The organism is Bartonella sp. AP88HLJMH, from assembly GCF_042195605.1.
In the GTDB taxonomy this organism is placed as follows: domain Bacteria; phylum Pseudomonadota; class Alphaproteobacteria; order Rhizobiales; family Rhizobiaceae; genus Bartonella.
Genome location: NZ_JBHIOR010000005.1, coordinates 1 through 18757 on the forward strand (window position 1 = coordinate 1; position 18757 = coordinate 18757).

Consider the following 18757-nt stretch of genomic DNA (forward strand, 5'->3'; position numbering starts at 1 on the left):
TCGGAAGCAGCCATATGGATATCGCCACCCGATAGAACAGTGGTCTCTTTTCCAGAACTTAAATGAGAGCCATTGTGCAAGGCAACATGAGATGTTTGATCCCCGCGATGGCTATTGGCACTGTTGCGTGTGGCATCAATAGAAACATTCCTCTCAGCCTGCAAGAGAAGTTTATCCGTTGCTTGAACATCAGAGCCTAGAATATTCAAATCTTTTCCAGGGACATAAGTGAGCTTGATATACTTTGAAAAATATTTCTTTAAAACAAATGTGTGAATACACAACAACAAATGTATTCCGTTGGGGCGTTCTGTTTTGCATGAGGAGTATGATCCCATTAAAAATGAAGAGATTAAGAGAAATAAAATAGAGAGATAATAAAATAAAGGCCCCGTTAAACGAGGCCTTAGTATTTTTTGTGCTGATAATTTCATTTTTACGAAATTAGAATTTGTAAGCGACACCTACACGGAAGTCATTGGTTTTGTAGTTGAATTCACGTGTATCGTTGGCGAATTTCTTTTTACCAAAATCGGAGTAACGGTATTCTGCACGTAAAAGAACGTTGTCGGTCATTGCAAAGTCAACACCGCCGCCAATAGTGAAACCAACCATTGTCTTCGTGTCATCAGCCCAAGTACCACCAGTCAAATCTACATTTTGCTTAACTGATGGGTTTTCAACCACACCAGCTTTCTGTTCAACTTTAACTCTCTCTCCTTTTCCTGTAACTGATTGAATACCCTGTACCTGCGCATAGGCAATACCACCAGCAACATAAGGCATAATGCGGTCAACAGCAGCAAAACCGATACGAACGCGTGTAGCACCAGACCATTTTTCTTTGTAACTGTGCTTTTCCGTTACCTTGTCGCCTTTTTCAAACTGTTGCTGACCTTTTAATTCAACCTTAGCTTTTTCAAGGGCAGCATTAAAATCTGCTGCATTTTTTTCAGTAAGAGTCAATTCACGGGCTGTTTTTGATTCTTCACGGTCTGCCCAAACTGCATCGGTTTCAACACCGAGAATGAGACCATTTCCAAGGTCTACGTTAGATCCGGCATAAATCCCACCCATGAAACCAGAAGGACTAGGTGTGTTATCTTTTTTGACAAGTTCTTTATCTTCTCCTGGAATAGTTACTTTAGTTTTACTCGAAAAGTTACCAACTTGACCACCAAGATAAAAGCCTGTCCAAGAAAACGAAGGGGCTGCTGCGATAACTGCTGGGGCTGTTTCACGAGGGATCACCACGTCAGCAGCTTGTGCTGCAGAAGCTGAAATTAAAGCGGCAATAGAAGTTGCTATTAAAGATTTTGTATTCATAATTTTGCTCCTAAATTAACTATAAAACGACCTTACAAGATTATAAATAGAAAAGCTGTAGTAAAAATGTCACAATCACACAAATAAACCCCAGAAAAACAGTGTTTTGATCAAAGTCAAGATCTCTTGAAAATTTAATTTTTTATTAATACTTTTTATTCATAATTGCACTTTTGATGAGATTAGAACTTGTAAGCGACACCTACGTGAAAGTCATTGGTTGTGTAGCCTAGTTTAAGGTAATACTTTTTATATTCCTTCTTACCAAAGTCTGAGTAACGGTACTCCGCACGAAGCAGAACATGATCTGTCATCGCGAAATCTATACCACCACCAAGGGTGAAACCCTCCATCGTTTTTATTTTATCAAATACTGTAGCAGAAACTTCTTTACTTGGCTTACCCATTTGCCAATTTTTTTTGTTCCTGAAACTTTACCAACACCTTGTATTTGCGCATAAGCAATACCATCGCAAGATAAGGCATAATACTGTCAGCGACAGAAAAACCAACACAAACCCGTGTTGCACCAGACCTTTTTTCTTTGAAACCAATGCGATACACTGCTGTGTCACCCTTTTGAAACTTTTTATTTTCATCCAATGTAACACCAGCAATGCAACACCAGCATCTTCAAATTCATCATTAAAATCATTAAATTCATCAATCACAAGAATCTTTGAGACCGTCTTCGTCTCTCCTCAGTCTGCCCAGACTGCATCGGGTTCAACACCTAGGACATTTCTAAGATCTACGTTGAAACCTAAAATAAATACCACCTATGAAACCTGAAGGCTTAGGTAGTGCATCTTTATCTGAAGTTTTTTTCTTTTGTCTCTAAATCAAATACATAAACTTTGACTTGAAAAGTTGCCAACTTGACCACCAAGATAAAAACCTGTCTAAAAAAACGAAAGAGCTATGATAACTGTTGGAGCTTTTTTACGAGGAATGACAATATCAGCAGCTTGTGCCGCAGAAGCTGTAGTCATAGCGATAACAAAAGTTGTTACTGAAGATTTTATATTCGTAAACTTTGCTCCTCATTTATTTACGAGCACAGTATTATACGACTACAAAAAAAAAACGCTGTAGTAAAATGATACAATCATAGGAAACGAAAGCTGACGCAAGATAAAGTCATTTCATAACTTCACGTTTCACAAGAAATTGTAAGTTATGAATACGTATAATTCATTGATTTTACCGCGTAATTATTGCCTGTCGTTTATAAAAATCTTTTTAAGGAAATCTGAATAATATCTTTTACACCGCCAATAAATATGGAGTGTGTAATAATATAACAATAGAAAAATAACAGAGGCTCCGTCTTTAACAGAGCCTCATGACAATTTATTTTATCTTCATCATTTCGTTGTTGACGAAATTAGAATTTGTATGCAACACCTACACGGAAATCATTGGTTTTGTAAGCTATTTTATCCCCGTCCTTTACAAATGCTTTTTTACCAAAGTCTGAGTAACGGTATTCTGCACGCAACAGAACATTGTCTGTCATTGCAAAGTCAATACCACCACCTACAGTGAAACCAACCATCGTTTTCGTTTCATCAAACACTTTAGCAGAAGCGATTTCGGCACCATCAGCTCCTTCCGCCTTAAGAGAATCGACTATCTGGAGCTGCGTATAAGCAATACCACCAGCAACATAAGGCATAATGCGATCAACGGCTGCAAAACCAACACGAACGCGTGTTGCACCAGACCATTTTTCTTTTATAGAGGTGCTATCTACACGTTTGTCAGTCGCCGCGATACCAGTAATAGTTTTTCCTGTAGCAGGTGTAGCTTTCGCTGCTATAAGCTCATCTTTGAAAGCATCAAGGCCAATTGCTCCAATGACTGCTGAATGCGCTTTTGAATCTTCGCGGTCAGCCCAGACGGCATCAGTTTCAACACCTAGAATGAGGCCATTTCCAAGATCCACGTTAGAACCTACATAAATACCCCCCATGAAACCGGAAGGCTTAGGTGTCCAGTCTTTATCTGTAATTTTCTTTTTTGTTTCTGAATCATATTCATCAACTTTACCTGAAAAGTTACCAACTTGACCACCGATATAAAAGCCTGTCCAAGAAAATGAAGGGGCTGCTGCGATGACTGCTGGGGCTGTTTCATGAGGGATGACAACATCAGCAGCTTGTGCTGCAGAAGCTGCCGCTATAGCGATAACAGAAGTTGTTACTAAAGATTTTATATTCATAAACTTTGCTCCTAATTTATTTATGAGCACAGTGCTACAAGATTACAGAAAGAAAAGCTGTAGTAAAAATGATACAGTCACAGAAAATGGAGGGCACATCCCAGACAAAATTGCTTCATAGCTTGATTTTGTACGAGAAACCTAAAGATTATATATAAATAACTTATTGATTTTTAAATGTAATTTTTGTTTGTTGTCTATGAATTTTTTTAAGAAAATCTGAATAATATCTTTTCACATCCACAATAAATTATGTATTGTGTGATAATATAGCAACAAAGAATAACAGAGGCTCGGTCAAAGACAGAGCCTCTTCGTTATTTAACTTACCATCTATTAAAATTTGTAAGCAACACCAACTCGGAAATCATTGGTTTTGTAAGATGTCTCATATTTATCATTTGAGAATTTCTTTTTACCAAAATCTGAGTAACGATATTCCGCACGTACAATAATATTATTGGTCATTGCTAAATCAACACCAGCACCAAGGGTGTAACCAACAAGGGTCTTTGTTTCATCAGACAGAGTACCAGAAGCGATTACTTTGTCTGAATCTTTATCTGTTATTGAAATCAACGCACTATCTTGAAGCTGTGTATAAGCGATACCACCAGCAACATAAGGCATAATGCGTTCAGCTGCAAAACCAATACGCACGCGCGTTGCACCAGCCCACTTTTCTTTAAAAGTGAAACTGTGGGTTCGTTTAGCACCAGGTTTAAGCGCATCTTTACCAATATTAATTGCAGCGTCTTTTAATACCTTGTTAATATAATTGATGTGTTCTGGGGCAATGACATATGTTTTTCCTGTCTTCGTGTCATCTTTATTAGACCACATGATATCTGTATCAACACCTAGAATAAGGCCATTACCAAGATCAACGTTGGAACCTGCATAAAGACCCCCCATGAAACCAGATAGTTTAGGCAAAAGGTCATCAGGCGCTGGAATCTTGTTTCCATTACTGAGAATATCCATTTTCGTTTTACCCGAAAAACCACCAATCTGGCCCCCAACATAAAAACCTGTCCAAGAAAAATTTGGAGCAACAATAACGGGAGCAACAGGTGTTGGTCTTGGGGGAACAATAACATCTGCTGCTTGTGCTGCTGAAGCTGAAACAAAAGCGAAAGCAGAAGCTGTTATTAACCATTTCATATTCATATTTTCTCTCCATAGCTGAATATTTATTTGAACACACCGTTTCATATAGAGCACCATCTTCAGATATCTGTAGCAAAAATGATACACTTATAAAAAAAACAAAAAGCCAATCAAAGTACCCTTAATTGCTTGATCTGTAATAAATGAGAATAAAACTATGCCCATGCACAAATGGTCTCTTTTCCTCACGTTTTCTCTCCTTTATCATTTTGATAAAAAAACTGCGTCACAGTACCCTCCGTGTAAAGCGTGTGCTATTGACATAAAAATATAATATATTGATTTATAATGAAAAAATATCTTTTATATTAATTCGTCTGCAATATTGACGATGCTCTTATCTTAAGCCTTTTTATATTAAAGAAACCAAAACCATCCCTCTGCACCTCACAAACAAGCAAGTGTGTGAATAAATAAAACTATTTAAAAGCTAAAATGCTTCCTATTAATACTCTCAATATTATAATAGTGAAGACCGTTACAATATTGAGGGCAGCTAAATCTAACTGTTCCATTTAAATTCATACAAACAATGTTTTTAGCTTCATCCTTCGCATAACCAAATGTGAATAGCACTTTGATTATTTTTTCATCATTGTAAAGAACGCTTGTAGCGCACATGAACAAGATCTCCACTACCCTATGGACTGCAACAAGATTACATGCAATTTCATCACGCTTGCTCTTTGTTTTTATTTAGGCATTTATTCCTTTTTGACATATTTACCATTTTTTTCTTCTCTCAACCTTATAGTAAAGTCTTTTTCAGAGATTCAGCCTTATTTGTAGGCTATCATTTCATACTCCTTTACAAGACGAAATTGAAAAAAATACCTAAAGACAGACAACCGGTATGATAAACATTAAAACTTATATAGAAATCTCCTTAAAGCTGAAAAAATGAGAAATCTTTCTGAAAGTTTTCAACCCACCCCTTGCTTTAAAAATCATGAATTTGGCAGAAAAAATATCCCTCTTTTTCAACTTCAAAGCATATATTATACTTCTTGATGTTGTTTTTTCACTTTTTAAAAACTCATTGGACCTCGTGCAAATAGGTTTGGCCGTCCTTTTTTCCCTGGTCTTCTTTTAGGATAATGATCTCTTTTTTTACCAGAATGTAACACAGGTACTAACTTAGCTGCTGTTATGCTTTCGCTGTTATTTGTGCAAGAAAGTTCTATCTGAAAAACTTCAGATAATAACTTGCGAAGCTGTTCACCAGTAAAAAAACCTATTGGAGGAACAGCCGAAGATGCTCTCTGTATAAGGTTTTGAGACGCTAAAAAACTTGCACCTTGAGCCATAGAGATTGAAGCAAAAGTAGCAAAAGCTGTAATAAAATATTTTATGTTCATAAATTTAACCTCATCAAATATTCATAATGGATTTTATCTAGTGCCTTCATTGCAAATTTCCAGAAAAAATAGCATGTTTATAGATAAAAAGTGAGAATCCTTAAAAATAAAGCTTTGGAGCATTTTAATTTTAAAATAAAAGAAAATTGCCCTGCTCTGCCAACATAGAAATTACTTATTGAGTAATAAATAAAGGCACGAAGTATCGTCTGAAAATAATAAACTATACGAACTTCATATAATATACTGATTTATAATGATAATATAGCGTTATCCATATTGACTGAGAATCCTAAATACCATAAGATTCTCTCATTCCAAATCTTTTTCATGTTGAATCAATCAAAACCATTTGTTTGCACGTTACAAGTTGAGAGAGCTGTGTGGATAAAAAACACTAAAAAAAGACTAAAAATGCCTCTTATGAACCGTCTCAAGTGCTAAGGACTTACACAACATTGGGAATTGGTACAGTTGTGTGGATGGTAGCGGCTTGTTACTCCATAAGCATAAAGATGGTAGTGTTCAATAGATTTTATATTGGTATTGGAAGCTTTATTGTTATATCTTTTATGAGCGCCACCGTAAAATGAACTTGGGTGTCGGTTTCTTTACAAAAAGCACATGAATTAGCAACACAAATATATTCCGTTTAGGGCGTTCTGTTTTACACGAAGAACGTAAATCCATTAAAAACATGAGGCAATGCGTAATCTCTATTATTTAACAGACATTGCTTTAAATACTTTTGAAAGTCGTAAAGCAGAATTAAAAATGATGGTAAAGATGAGATTTGGTTTTTACATTTACACATTCATATTCTCCCCCAATTAGGCTGTATACCGGTTTCAGAGATTTAAGTCTTCCAACCTACCGTATGTTTCCAGCCTCTCCTCAAAATTGCTTTGTTTCAAATAAAAGCTGTTACAAAAATAAAAAATATGGATTCGCAAAAGTATTTTTATTGCCTAAACTTCAAATGAAATAGCACTTAAGAATTTATTATAATTCTTATCAGAAAAGATGAGAGGATAAAACGCCCATAATGTACAAGCATTTTGTCCTCTCACATCAATAATTAACTCTATTTAAAAGCCAATTTTAAAGTTAGCTATGCGCAAAAATATCAACTTCCGCCCATCCTAAAAGATCAAGCCTAGCTCTCATAGGCAAAAATTGAAAGCATGCCTTGGCAACATTTTCTCGCTCTTCACGTCTTAAACGTTCTTCAAATATAACCTTTAAACGATGTAAATATAACACATCCGACGCAGCATATTCAATTTGTGCCTGTGATAACGTTTCTGCCGCCCAATCCGAAGATTGTTGCTGTTTAGAAATATTCACATTCAGCAATTCATTACAAATTTCTTTCAAACCATGACGATCCGTATAAGTGCGCGTGAGTTTCGAAGCAATCTTTGTACAAAAAATAGCCTCTGGCATAACACCAAATGTATGTGCTAAAATAGCAAGATCAAAACGCCCAAAATGGAATATTTTTACGACCGCTTTATCTTCAAGAAGCTTGACCAAATTAGGTGCATTCTTTTGTCCTTTAGCAATCTGTATAATATCGGCAGTACCATCTCCAGAAGAAAGCTGAACAACGCATAAACGATCACGATAGGGTTGTAATCCTAAAGTCTCGGTATCAATCGCAATGGCATCAGTTTTATAATTGTCTAAGTTTGGTAAATCACCTTGATGAACGCGAATCTCAGCCATTTACCCTCCTACTTGCTAAAGCAGCAAGAATACGCGCCCAAGATCGCTGCCCCTTATGAAACGATTTTAAATTATATTTTTCATTAGGAGAATGAATACGGTCATCAGCCAGTCCAAAACCAACCAAAAGAGTTTCCATACCAAGAATTGACCGAAAATCTGCTACAATTGGGATCGAGCCCCCCATGGCTGTCAAAACAGCAGGCACTTCCCACTCTTGTGATAAGGCATCCTTCGCCTCCTTGATAAAAGATGAATCATCAGAAATCTGAAGTGCCGGAGAAGAACCGTGATTCTTAAATTCAACCTTACAATCAGCAGGAATTGAGCTACGTACATAATCACGCAACGCTTGGCGTATTTTCTCTGGATCTTGCTTATGCACCAAACGACACGATACTTTTGCACTCGCTTGAGAAGCAATAACTGTTTTCATCCCTTCCCCTTCATAGCCGCCACTAATACCATTAATTTCCATGGTAGGACGTGCCCATACAAGCTCTAAAATGCTCCGCCCTTTTTCACCAGCTGGAACGGAAAGTCCTATAGGACCAAGAAAATTTTCAGCAGTACAATTAAGTGCATTCCATGATTGTAAAATCTGTGGAGGTGTTTCTTCTACGCCATCATAAAAACTAGGAAGTGTTGCCCTATTATTTTCATCGTGAAGTCCTGCTAAGATTTTCGTTAAAATACGAATGGGATTAGCTGCTACTCCTCCAAAATAACCAGAATGTAAATCACGATTCGCTGCTGTGATAATAATCTCTTCTGCCATAATTCCCCGAAGAGAAAGAGCAATAGATGGTGTATCCGCATCCCACATTGACGTGTCACAAACCAATGCATAATCTGCCTTAAGTTCATCTGTATTTGCTTTTAAAAAAGGAATAAGGGAAGGAGAAGCACATTCTTCTTCTCCCTCAAATAAAACAGTAACTTTAATAGGAAGCTGCCCTGTTTCTTTCTTAAATGCACGACATGCTTCAATAAAAGTCATCAACTGACCTTTGTCATCTGAAGCTCCACGAGCACAAATAACTTTCTCTCCATCTCTCTCTTTTAAAGAAGGTGTAAATGGATCATCCTCCCATAAACTCAATGGATCAACAGGTTGAACATCATAATGTCCGTAAAACAACACATGCAAACAATCATCTGAAGGTCCAGGATGATGCCCAACAACCATTGGATGCCCCGGCGTATCACGGCGTGAAGCCTCAAAACCAATGCTTTTTAAATCCTCCACTAACCAATCAGCTGCTTTACGACATGCATCCTTGTAAGCCGAGTCTGTAGAAATCGATTGAAAACGTAAAAGAGAAAAAAGGCGTTCAAGGCTCTTCTCTATATTTCCATCAAGATGTGTTAGTACTTTATTCAGCATAAAAAAAACCTTTCAAGCCTTGTGTAATTATATTATAGATGCGATGACTTTAAGCCTCTTGTAAGATTTTGCAAGACACCTTATTCATTTTTGACATTGTGAGCAGTAAAAACTTGAACGTCCAGCCTGTAAAATGCGCATAATAGGCGCTCCACATTCCAAACATTGCTTGCCTTCTCGTCCATAAACTGAAAAAGCATGCTGAAAATAACCAAGCGAACCATCTATATGCATATAATCACGTAAAGAAGAGCCACCAGACAAAATGGCTTCAGAAATCACATTGCGTATATTTTGTGCTAAAGAATCTGCAAATTCACGTGCACGTGCCGTTTTTGATGCCAATGTAAATGCACCACGTTGTGGAGACAAACGACTCCGCCAAAGTGCTTCACAAACATAAATATTCCCAAGACCTGCAACAATAGACTGATCAAGTAAAACACCCTTGAGAGACATTTTTTTATTAACAAAAGCCTTTTGTAAATAACGACCAGAAAACGAATTACTTATAGGTTCAAGACCTAGCTTATTTAAAAGTGGATGTTCATAAAGCTTATCCGTATCGACTAAAAGCATAAACCCAAAGCGACGCACATCATTATAAATAAGACGATAAACGTCACCATTCTTTGTCTGAATATCCATGACAAAATGATCATGTTTAACTAATTTACTTGACGCTGAACAAGCTTTTCTTAAAAAATCATTCTCTATACGCCATGAACCAGACATTCCTAAATGGCTTAAAATCGTTTCATCCTGAGAAAGATGAAATAATAAATATTTCGCACGCCGACCAAGTTCTATAATTGTTCTGCCAATAAGGCGCTCAGAAAAAGCCTCAGGAAAAGGAAAGCGCAAATCTCTACGATTAAGTTTGACAGATACTATCTTTGCATCAGTTACAACGGACTCAAGTCCACGACGAACTGTCTCTACTTCAGGAAGCTCAGGCATTACTCTTCTTTAATAATTATACACTTTCCAATCGTATCACTGATAAATTGACTTCTTCCCCCCTCAAAAAACGAAGACTTCCTCTACATCTACTAAACAAATTCTTGATGAGTCGATTTTACTTGGATTCCTACTCATGTGAATCATTTAACTAAAGGCTTTATGGACAAACCCTGCCTTGAATATATACCACACACTCTAAAATACTTAACGTATCAATAAAGCTTACATCCCACCCCACCTCAAATGACCGCGTTTTATGGTAACAAAATTAAGCCCATTCACCCTTACGAAATACAGGAACTCTTACACCATCTTGGGTAATGCCATCTATGTCAATTTCACCAGAACCAATCATCCAGTCAATATGAATGACACTTTTATTCCCACCACGTGCTGCAATCTCTTCTGACGTCAATGATGCCCCATCTAAAAAGCATTTGGAATAACACTGCCCTAAAGCAATATGACATGCAGCATTTTCATCAAATAAGGTATTATAAAAAAGGAGGCCACTCTTAGAAATTGGTGAAGAATGGGGCACAAGGGCAACTTCGCCCAACCGGCTTGCACCCTCATCACTTTGCAAAACCTGCTGTAAAACTTCTTGGCCTGTTGATGCACGAGCCTCAACAATACGCCCGGCTTCAAAACGTACTTCAATATTATCAATCAGAGTTCCTTGATAGGAAAGGGGCTTTGTTGAGCGAACGAAACCTTCAACCTTATGAGCATGAGGAGTCGTGAAAACTTCTTCTGTCGGAATATTCGGATTGCAAATAACACCATTTTGAGCAACGGATGCACCACCATGCCATTCATGATCATCTGCCAAACCAACAGTTAAATCAGTCCCTGGCCCTGTAAAGTGTAAGGCAGAAAAACGCTGCTCATTAAGCCAAGATGACCGTTTCTTCAAATGTGCATTATGAACAGTCCACGCCTGCACCGGATCTTCTCCTGTAACACGTGAAGCAGAAAAAATTGCATCGGCTAATTTTTTAATCGCCTCATTAAGTGGTAAAGAAGGAAACATTGCCTCAGCCCATCCTGCTGTTGGATAAGCAACAATCGACCAATTCATAGCAAAATTTGATATTTGCTTGAGTGCCGGCTGGTAAGCTATTGAAGTGGCTTTATTTAAACGTGAAACCTTATCAAAATCCTGATTGGAAAGGAGCAAAGGATTATCACCAACAATCGCTAAACGCGCTGCCCCATTTTCAAAAGCCTTTGCCATTCCCTCATAAAGCCAAGAAGGGGCACAATCAAAACTAGCTGTATGGGCATTTTCAAACCGTGTAAGCGATAACATATCATCACTAAAAATTGGTGTAATGACACCAGCACCAACCTTATAAGCATGATATGCAATACGCCGAACAAAAGGTAACGCTGAAACTGGAGCAGTTAAAACAAGATCCTGCCCCTCTTGTAAATTCAACCCCACTTTCACTGTAATTTCTGCAAGACGATTAAGCATTTCAGGCAAAATTGTCTCATGAATATCAAAGTACATTACCAATACCCTTCTTTAAATAGAATGCGTTCTTTATGTCGTCATATTATAAATTGTTTTTCAGATCCTTTGAGTTCGCTTTCTCTACGTATATTTATGCGTATCATTATCGCTAAAATTCACTTAATTCATAAACCGCAATGGGTATATCATCCTTCTTTGGTCATGAAAAACTTACTAGTTCCTGTGTCGTTTTTCTAACATTGCAACAATTGCATTTAACTGATCAGATGAAGGTAAAACCATAATCGTTTTATTTTCCTCTTTCCTAGCTAGATGTTGAGGTGCATAGGCAGGGATAGGAACTTTATCAAGCTGTACCATAGCAAAAGGCGCAGGATGTGCCATCTTGGACTGTGCTACTTCTGTCGAAGGAGATGTACTTTTCTCTGCCTTTACGCCCCTACTCTCTAAGCCTTCATCTATAAAGCTTGGCGCATGACCAGAACGTTCTTGAGCAAAAGCATAAGCAACATCATAAGGGCGATTATTTGTAGGAACTTGAAGCTCTCCATCACGTGATCGTTTTTCATAAAAAGCATTTCCCCCTGCAACCTGAACATAATGCATGTTTTTATACGGAAAAGACAAACCAGCGGTATGAAAAAACTTAGCGTGTTTAACTTTCTTATCTCGTTCACCCCGTAAAACGGCATCAGCCGCCTCTCTTACACGAGCAACAGATGCTTTCTCCGTCATAGGACGCGTTAAAACACCAGGAGCAAATTGCCTATATTGACCAACAACACCACAAATCGTCTTAGGATAGGCGGTTGAATTAACACGATTCATAACAACCGTTCCAACGGCAATCATTCCTTCACGGCTTGTGCGATTTGATTCAAAATACATCGCTCGCATAAGACATTGACGCTCTGTCAATGGATATGTAACCGCTTTTGTCTTATTATTATTTATTTTTCCAGCATCTAAATGACTTGAAGCACATCCCACAACAACTAACGGCGCTACACAACAGGTAACAAAAACATTCCAACGATTTTTTTTCATCTTATGCAACACATTCCTATAATCTCTGAGATATTCAAGTCTTGAAATGAGCTTTAAATGTATCTCTCAATAAAGTACATAGCTAATTGTTACCACTCAGTAAAATTTTAATACAAGAGGTAATCAAAAAGTATCTATGCAAAATAAAAAATAAAAAACTCTTAATTTACAGATCGATATTGTTATTCTTCATGGTTCAATATAGGCTATAATAACCCACACGTTTCAATTACAATAAAGTAACACTATCCACTTCTTCTACATACGAAAAAATAATACAGATATCCCCTTTAATATAAAATTTTAACAAAATGATCTGAAAGGAAATTCCCCTAGAAAACTCCCCTCCTGCCACAATACGAGTGATGATATCATCCAATATACAAATATGTCAAACCAAGAGTTAACAATCTGCCATGCTTCTCTGAAAAAGCTCTTTGTTGCTTCTTTGTGCTTTGCCATAAAATGGTTATCTTATTCTTCTTATAGCTGCACTGTAAGAAAATACTCATATATCTACAAACTTATTTTATACATATAAGAAAAATTTTAATCTATTTTCTTCTCACCTACCCCAACTTTATAAGTAAGGTCATCACGAGGACGATCAGAGGACATATGGTAACCCGTTATGATATAATGCAGCATTTCAGCAATATTAGTAACATGATCACCAATTCGTTCAATATTCTTTAAACAAAACAGTAAGTGCGTACAAACCGTAATATTGCGCATATCTTCCATCATATACGTCAAAAGTTCACGAAAAAGAGAAGTATACAAAGCATCAATCTTCTCATCACGCTCACGCACCGCGTCAACACGCTCTAATAGGCGACTCGTATAAGCATTTAAGACTTCTTTTAATTGATTGAGTGCTAAAGCTGTAATTGTTTCAAGCCCATGATAAACAGAAGCAGATTGACGTATTTCTGAAAGTGCAACAGTCCTTTTAGCAATGTTTTTTGCCATATCCCCAATCCGTTCAAGATCAGAAGAAATACGAATGGCTCCAATAATTTCACGCAAATCGACAGCCATCGGTTGGCGTTTGCAAATAATAGCAACCGCTTTTTCATCAATGTCACGTTCTGCTTCATCTAAAAACACATCATCGGCAATCACTGTCGTTGCAAGTTGAAGATCACTACTCACAACCGATGCGACAGAACGTTCAATCATCCTTTCTGCATGGCTCCCCATTTCTGTAATCCTTACTCTTAAATATTTTAGTTCTGCATCATAAGAACGGACAGTATGTTTCATAGACATATCTTACACTCCTCAATTCACCTATCCAAAACGCCCCGTAATATAATCTTGCGTCCGTTGCTCTTTTGGTGAGGTAAAGATCATTTCAGTCGCACCAACTTCTACCAAATGCCCTAAATGAAACATAGCCGTATGTTGAGAAACACGTGCGGCCTGTTGCATGGAATGCGTTACGATAACAATTGTATAATTTTGCCGTAACGCATCGATAAGCTCTTCAATCCGTGCTGTCGCAATGGGATCAAGAGCTGAACAGGGCTCATCCATCAAAATAACTTCAGGACTAACCGCAATAGCACGTGCAATACACAAACGCTGTTGTTGTCCCCCTGATAAACTTGTTCCAAGATCATGAAGGCGGTCTTTTACTTCTTCAAACAAACCTGCCTGCCTCAAACTCTTTTCAACTACATCATGCAATTCAGAGCGTGTTTTAACTAAACCATGAATGCGTGGACCATACGCAACATTCTCAAATATAGATTTTGGAAAAGGGCTGGGCTTTTGAAAAACCATTCCAACACGAGCGCGCAATTCTACAACATCAATCCGTGTGTCATAAATATTCTCCCCATCTAAGGTAATAAGACCAGTTGTTTTAGCGCCTTCAATCGTATCATTCATACGGTTAAAACAACGCAAAAAAGTTGACTTTCCGCATCCTGATGGACCAATCAAAGCAGTTACTTGATGTTCAGGAATATCAAGTGTAATACCGTGGAGTGCTTCTTTATCTCCGTAAGAAACCTTCACATCCTGACCGCGCATTTTAATCTTCATTACAAAAATTCACCTTACAAAAATCTTATCAAAGCTGTTGTTTTATTAAAATTACTGGCGGCGTTCAAATCGTCGACGTAAAAAAACCGCAGAAATATTCATGATCGCAAGAAAAATCATCAATACAATAATAGCACCTGATGTCTTTTCAACAAAAGCACGCTCTGCTTCACCCGCCCACATAAAAATTTGAACAGGCAAAGCCGTTGCTGGATCCATGGGGGTCGTAGGAATATTAACAACAAAAGCAACCATTCCAATCAAAAGCAAAGGAGCTGTTTCACCCAAAGCCTGAGCGACTCCAATAATTGTGCCTGTTAAAATGCCAGGCGCAGCTAAAGGAACAACATGATGAAAAATCATTTGTGTTTTTGATGCTCCCAACCCCAAAGCTGCAGAACGAATAGAGAGAGGAACAGCACGCAGAGCAGAACGTGTTGCAATAATGATCGTGGGAAGAGTCATGAGCGCTAAAACAAGACCACCAACAAAAGAGGCTGAACGTGGTAATCCTAAAAAATTAACAAAAAAAGAGAGTCCTAAAAGACCAAACACAATTGAAGGAACAGCTGCAAGATTATTGATATTAACCTCTATAAAATCTGTAAATTTATTTTTGCGTGCATATTCTTCTAAATAAAGAGCCGTTGCTATGCCTATCGGAAGGGAAACTAATAAAACGATGCCTATCATATAAAGAGAACCAATGATCGCAACACCTAATCCCGCAGTCTCAGGACGACTTGAAGCGCCAAATGTAAAAAAACCAATATTAAATGTTTTATAAAGCGTACCATCATGCGCTAAACGCTTTATCCATTCTATCTGTCGATTAGAAACTTTACGGTTTTTTTCTGCTACACGCAGATCAATCTGTCCCTTATAAGCAGAATCAATATCCGCAGATGCCAAAACTTTAACTTTTTGCATTGTGCCAATCAGTTTTGGATTTTTTGTCACCATTTCACGCAGTTGAACACGGACACCATTTGAAAACATACGGTTAACGTCCAAAAGAGAGGCTCGATCATTTTGATTGATATTAAGTTTCTTCGCTAAAGCATTGCGTACAAGAAGTGGATAATTCGCCGTCATGAGCACTTGTGGTTTTGTTTTACGTTGACCACTTGGATCAATGATCTTTTCATCCAAATAAATCGATAATGTCATTTCACTTTGAAAAAAAGCTGTATAACCCTGACTAATGATAGACCATAAAAGCGTAAATAAAAAAAATAAACCAATAAAAATGGCAATCAAACCATAGGCACGAAAACGACGTTCAGCCCAATACCGACGCTTGAGACTAATATTGCGACGAGGAAAAAAATCTTCATTCATTCATATTGTTCCCGATATTTACGCACAATATAAAGAGCTAGAATATTCATCAAAAGTGTCATAACAAAGAGCGTCATCCCTAAGGCAAAAGCCACCAGAGTTTGTGGAGAATTAAACTCAAAATCACCGGTCAATTGATTAACAATCTTAACAGTCATCGTAGTCATTGCTTCGAAAGGATTGAGTGTTAAATTTGCTGCAACACCTGCCGCCAAAACCACAATCATTGTTTCTCCAATTGCACGCGATGCCGTCAACAAAATAGCCCCCATAATCCCTGGAAGCGCTGCTGGTATAACAACTTTTTTAATTGTTTCAGATTGCGTTGCGCCTAAACCATAAGAACCTTCACGTAAAATGCGTGGAACAGCCGTAATAACATCATCCGATAAAGAGGAAACAAAAGGTATCAACATAATTCCCATCACAACTCCAGCAGTCAAAACACTTTGTGCCATAATAAAACTAACCCCGTCTGAGAGAGAAGCAGAGAGATCTCGTAAAAATGGTCCCACAACCTTCAAAGCAAAAAAGCCATAAACAATCGTTGGAATGCCAGCAAGAACTTCTAACAATGGCTTCACAATTGCTCGCAATCGCGAAGAAGCATACTCCGCCATATAAAGAGCTGAAAATAGTCCTATAGGTACAGCAAAAAGCATGGCAACAAATGCAATATAAAACGTACCAGCAAGAAGCGGTATTAAACCAAATTGTCCTACTTCATCGCTGGAACCGCTCGCGGAAAAACGCGGATCCCAAACTGTTCCTAAAAAGAAATTTGAAAAGGATACAGACTGAAAAAAGCTTACTGTCTGAAAAAGCATAGAAAGCGCAATGGCTATTGTTGTCAAGACTGCAACAATAGATGCACAAATCAATCCAATAATAATAAAAGATTCAACCTTATTACGGGCACGTTGATGAGGCGCAATTTGCATCATTCCACAGATAAAACCAAAGGACGCAATAGCAAAAAGAAAAACATAACCTATAAACTTAAGCTTTTCAGAAGAGAATACCCACGACTGTGCTATTTTGAACACATCATCCGATGCTTCATCGGATAAAATCAATCCCTTCGCGAGTAATTGTGCCTGCATTTCCTTATAGGAAGCGGTAGAAAGATTCCCCTCAAAGCGATGAATCTTTTTGACGAGACTTCGAAGTGTCTCCCAAAGTAGATCGTGATTTACAGGCTCTGTTACATGCGCACTATACGCCCCCAGCTCTCGAGAGGCATTATACTCTAAATAAATTGTACTCCCAGCATCCCAAACAATTAAAAAAATAAAAGCTGGAATAACCGTAATCAAAAATGTCCACCAGCCATAATAATACGCACGAGAATGCATTTTATGTTGTCTGTATTCAAGAATGCGTGCTCGCATATAAGAAATACAAAAGCCACAAAATCCAAAAATCAATAATAGCAAAACAATGAAGGAAATGCGCATTTTATCTTTCAGTTTTTATAAAAAAATAGCACCCAAATTTCCTATCTCAGAAATCCAACAAATTTTCCCTGCAAATTATTTCAATGTCATTACTCGACCAGCAGAAAAATCAGAACGCTGTGCTTGACGTTCCTTTTCAGGAGAAACAATCAAACCATATTCAGCCAAAGGACCCTCTGGACCAATCATTTGGTCAGAAAGAAAAAAATCAACATACTCTCGCAAACCTGAAATAATACCTAAATGTGCTTTCTTAATATAGAAAAAAAGCGGACGAGAAACTGGATATTGTCCACTAGAAATCGTCTCAACTGTTGGCGCAAAACCGTTAATATCGGCAACCTTTAGCCTATCAGCATTATTTTGATAAAAAGACAAACCAAAAATACCAACCCCTGTTTTATTAGAAATTAGACGCGCAAATGTTTCAGAATAATCACCATCAATATCAACCGCTTTTCCATCCTTACGTACCGCAATACAAGCAGTGTGTATCTCCTTATCATCCATTCCTAAAGACTTCATCACCTCAACTGCCCCACTCTCTTTACACCCCTCAGTAAGTAATTTTTCCTCAAAAACTTCACGTGTCCCATGCTTCTCTCCAGGAATATACGCTGCTATCGTCCAATCAGGAAGAGCACTATTGACTGCACTCCATTTCAAAACATTATTCGGTTGCAACTTTCCGTCTATAATAATTCGAGCAGCAAGGGCTTTATAAACATCTACTGGCTGTAATTTCCAATCAGGTCCCTTAATATCAGTTGCAAAAACAATGCCATCATACCCAATACGTATTTCCTCAACATCTTTTACACCAGCATCAAAACAAGACTGTAATTCACTCGGTTTCATTGCTCGCGAAGCATTAACAATATCAACAGTGTTCTCCCCAATACCACGGCAGAATTCCTTAATACCAGCTCCTGTTCCTCCCGATTCGATAACAGGAACCTTAAAATGGGGATAAATTTCTCCAAATGTTTCAGCAACAATCTTTTGATAAGGTAAAACTGTAGATGAACCAGTAATCTGTATTTGATCGCGCGCATTGCCTCCATTTGCTGACAGCAGTAGCGCAAAAATCAATCCCACTCCAATTGATAATACTTTGTTCATCTATAAACTCCCTAAAAATTGAAAACAAAGCCTCTTAATTTATATTATACGGTCATTCTAGTTCACATTTGCAACATAACAAATATAAAAAACAACATGGAT

The 18757-nt window shown here is 37.7% G+C and carries 17 protein-coding genes and 2 pseudogenes; 2 read left to right on the forward strand and 17 right to left on the reverse strand.

Translation table 11 applies throughout. The features are described from left to right. The 4 genes and pseudogenes from ACFIMA_RS03605 to ACFIMA_RS03620 all read right to left on the reverse strand — a co-directional run. Window positions 1–230, reverse strand: a pseudogene (locus ACFIMA_RS03605) (hemagglutinin repeat-containing protein); the annotation flags it as partial. Window positions 231–444: 214 nt separating this feature from the next. Next, a complete protein-coding gene (locus ACFIMA_RS03610; protein ID WP_375677926.1) occupies window positions 445–1326 on the reverse strand; it encodes an outer membrane protein in 882 nt (293 codons plus the stop codon). A gap of 182 nt (window positions 1327–1508) precedes the next feature. Further along, window positions 1509–1733 (reverse strand): outer membrane protein, encoded by a 225-nt coding sequence (locus ACFIMA_RS03615; RefSeq protein WP_375652522.1) that lies wholly within the window; start codon window positions 1731–1733, stop codon window positions 1509–1511. Further along, window positions 1726–1929, reverse strand: coding sequence for a hypothetical protein (locus ACFIMA_RS03620; RefSeq protein ID WP_375677927.1), 204 nt, complete (start codon window positions 1927–1929; stop codon window positions 1726–1728). Before ACFIMA_RS03620 ends, ACFIMA_RS03615 begins: the two co-directional genes overlap by 8 nt. A 318-nt stretch (window positions 1930–2247) precedes the next feature. Here ACFIMA_RS03620 and ACFIMA_RS03625 point away from each other — a divergent pair, with 318 nt between their 5' ends. Further along, a complete protein-coding gene (locus tag ACFIMA_RS03625; RefSeq protein WP_375652516.1) occupies window positions 2248–2421 on the forward strand; it encodes a hypothetical protein in 174 nt (57 codons plus the stop codon). A gap of 292 nt (window positions 2422–2713) precedes the next feature. Here ACFIMA_RS03625 and ACFIMA_RS03630 read toward each other — a convergent pair whose 3' ends face one another. The 3 genes from ACFIMA_RS03630 to ACFIMA_RS03640 form a co-directional block, all read right to left on the reverse strand. Beyond that, complete coding sequence (locus ACFIMA_RS03630; protein WP_375652515.1) at window positions 2714–3550, reverse strand: porin; 837 nt, start codon at window positions 3548–3550, stop codon at window positions 2714–2716. Window positions 3551–3886: 336 nt separating this feature from the next. Then, window positions 3887–4720 carry an outer membrane protein gene (locus tag ACFIMA_RS03635; protein ID WP_375686110.1) on the reverse strand — a complete coding sequence of 278 codons (834 nt, stop codon included), beginning with the start codon at window positions 4718–4720 and terminating at the stop codon, window positions 3887–3889. A 1028-nt stretch (window positions 4721–5748) separates the two neighbouring features. After that, window positions 5749–6078 carry a hypothetical protein gene (locus ACFIMA_RS03640; RefSeq protein WP_375611785.1) on the reverse strand — a complete coding sequence of 110 codons (330 nt, stop codon included), beginning with the start codon at window positions 6076–6078 and terminating at the stop codon, window positions 5749–5751. Window positions 6079–6492: 414 nt separating this feature from the next. On the opposite strand from ACFIMA_RS03640, the pseudogene ACFIMA_RS03645 reads away from it, so the two are divergent. Further along, window positions 6493–6935: pseudogene (locus tag ACFIMA_RS03645) on the forward strand (integrase); the annotation flags it as partial. A gap of 250 nt (window positions 6936–7185) precedes the next feature. Here ACFIMA_RS03645 and ACFIMA_RS03650 read toward each other — a convergent pair. From ACFIMA_RS03650 to ACFIMA_RS03695, 10 genes are all read right to left on the reverse strand, one after another. Beyond that, window positions 7186–7806 (reverse strand): ribonuclease D, encoded by a 621-nt coding sequence (locus ACFIMA_RS03650; protein WP_375611786.1) that lies wholly within the window; start codon window positions 7804–7806, stop codon window positions 7186–7188. Then, window positions 7799–9193 (reverse strand): M20/M25/M40 family metallo-hydrolase, encoded by a 1395-nt coding sequence (locus ACFIMA_RS03655; protein ID WP_375652514.1) that lies wholly within the window; start codon window positions 9191–9193, stop codon window positions 7799–7801. The genes ACFIMA_RS03650 and ACFIMA_RS03655 overlap by 8 nt, the downstream gene beginning before the upstream one ends. A gap of 84 nt (window positions 9194–9277) precedes the next feature. Further along, on the reverse strand, window positions 9278–10153 hold the full coding sequence (gene mutM, locus ACFIMA_RS03660) for a bifunctional DNA-formamidopyrimidine glycosylase/DNA-(apurinic or apyrimidinic site) lyase (RefSeq protein ID WP_375613328.1): 876 nt from the start codon (window positions 10151–10153) through the stop codon (window positions 9278–9280). A gap of 271 nt (window positions 10154–10424) precedes the next feature. Then, window positions 10425–11672 (reverse strand): aminopeptidase, encoded by a 1248-nt coding sequence (locus ACFIMA_RS03665; RefSeq protein ID WP_375613327.1) that lies wholly within the window; start codon window positions 11670–11672, stop codon window positions 10425–10427. Between the two features lie 177 nt (window positions 11673–11849). Beyond that, window positions 11850–12683, reverse strand: coding sequence for a cell wall hydrolase (locus ACFIMA_RS03670; RefSeq protein ID WP_375613326.1), 834 nt, complete (start codon window positions 12681–12683; stop codon window positions 11850–11852). A 549-nt stretch (window positions 12684–13232) separates the two neighbouring features. Then, the gene (gene phoU / locus ACFIMA_RS03675) at window positions 13233–13955 is read right to left on the reverse strand and encodes a phosphate signaling complex protein PhoU (protein ID WP_375611791.1); all 723 of its coding nucleotides are present in this window, start codon (window positions 13953–13955) and stop codon (window positions 13233–13235) included. A gap of 21 nt (window positions 13956–13976) precedes the next feature. Then, window positions 13977–14735, reverse strand: a complete 759-nt coding sequence (pstB, locus tag ACFIMA_RS03680; RefSeq protein ID WP_375632304.1) for a phosphate ABC transporter ATP-binding protein PstB — start codon at window positions 14733–14735, stop codon at window positions 13977–13979. A gap of 51 nt (window positions 14736–14786) precedes the next feature. Continuing rightward, the gene (gene pstA / locus ACFIMA_RS03685) at window positions 14787–16076 is read right to left on the reverse strand and encodes a phosphate ABC transporter permease PstA (RefSeq protein ID WP_375611793.1); all 1290 of its coding nucleotides are present in this window, start codon (window positions 16074–16076) and stop codon (window positions 14787–14789) included. Then, window positions 16073–17533 carry a phosphate ABC transporter permease subunit PstC gene (pstC, locus tag ACFIMA_RS03690; RefSeq protein WP_375632303.1) on the reverse strand — a complete coding sequence of 487 codons (1461 nt, stop codon included), beginning with the start codon at window positions 17531–17533 and terminating at the stop codon, window positions 16073–16075. Before pstC ends, pstA begins: the two co-directional genes overlap by 4 nt. A 75-nt stretch (window positions 17534–17608) precedes the next feature. Then, entirely contained in the window at window positions 17609–18655 is a 1047-nt protein-coding gene (locus ACFIMA_RS03695; RefSeq protein ID WP_375611795.1) for a PstS family phosphate ABC transporter substrate-binding protein, read from the reverse strand. Window positions 18656–18757: the final 102 nt, after the last annotated feature.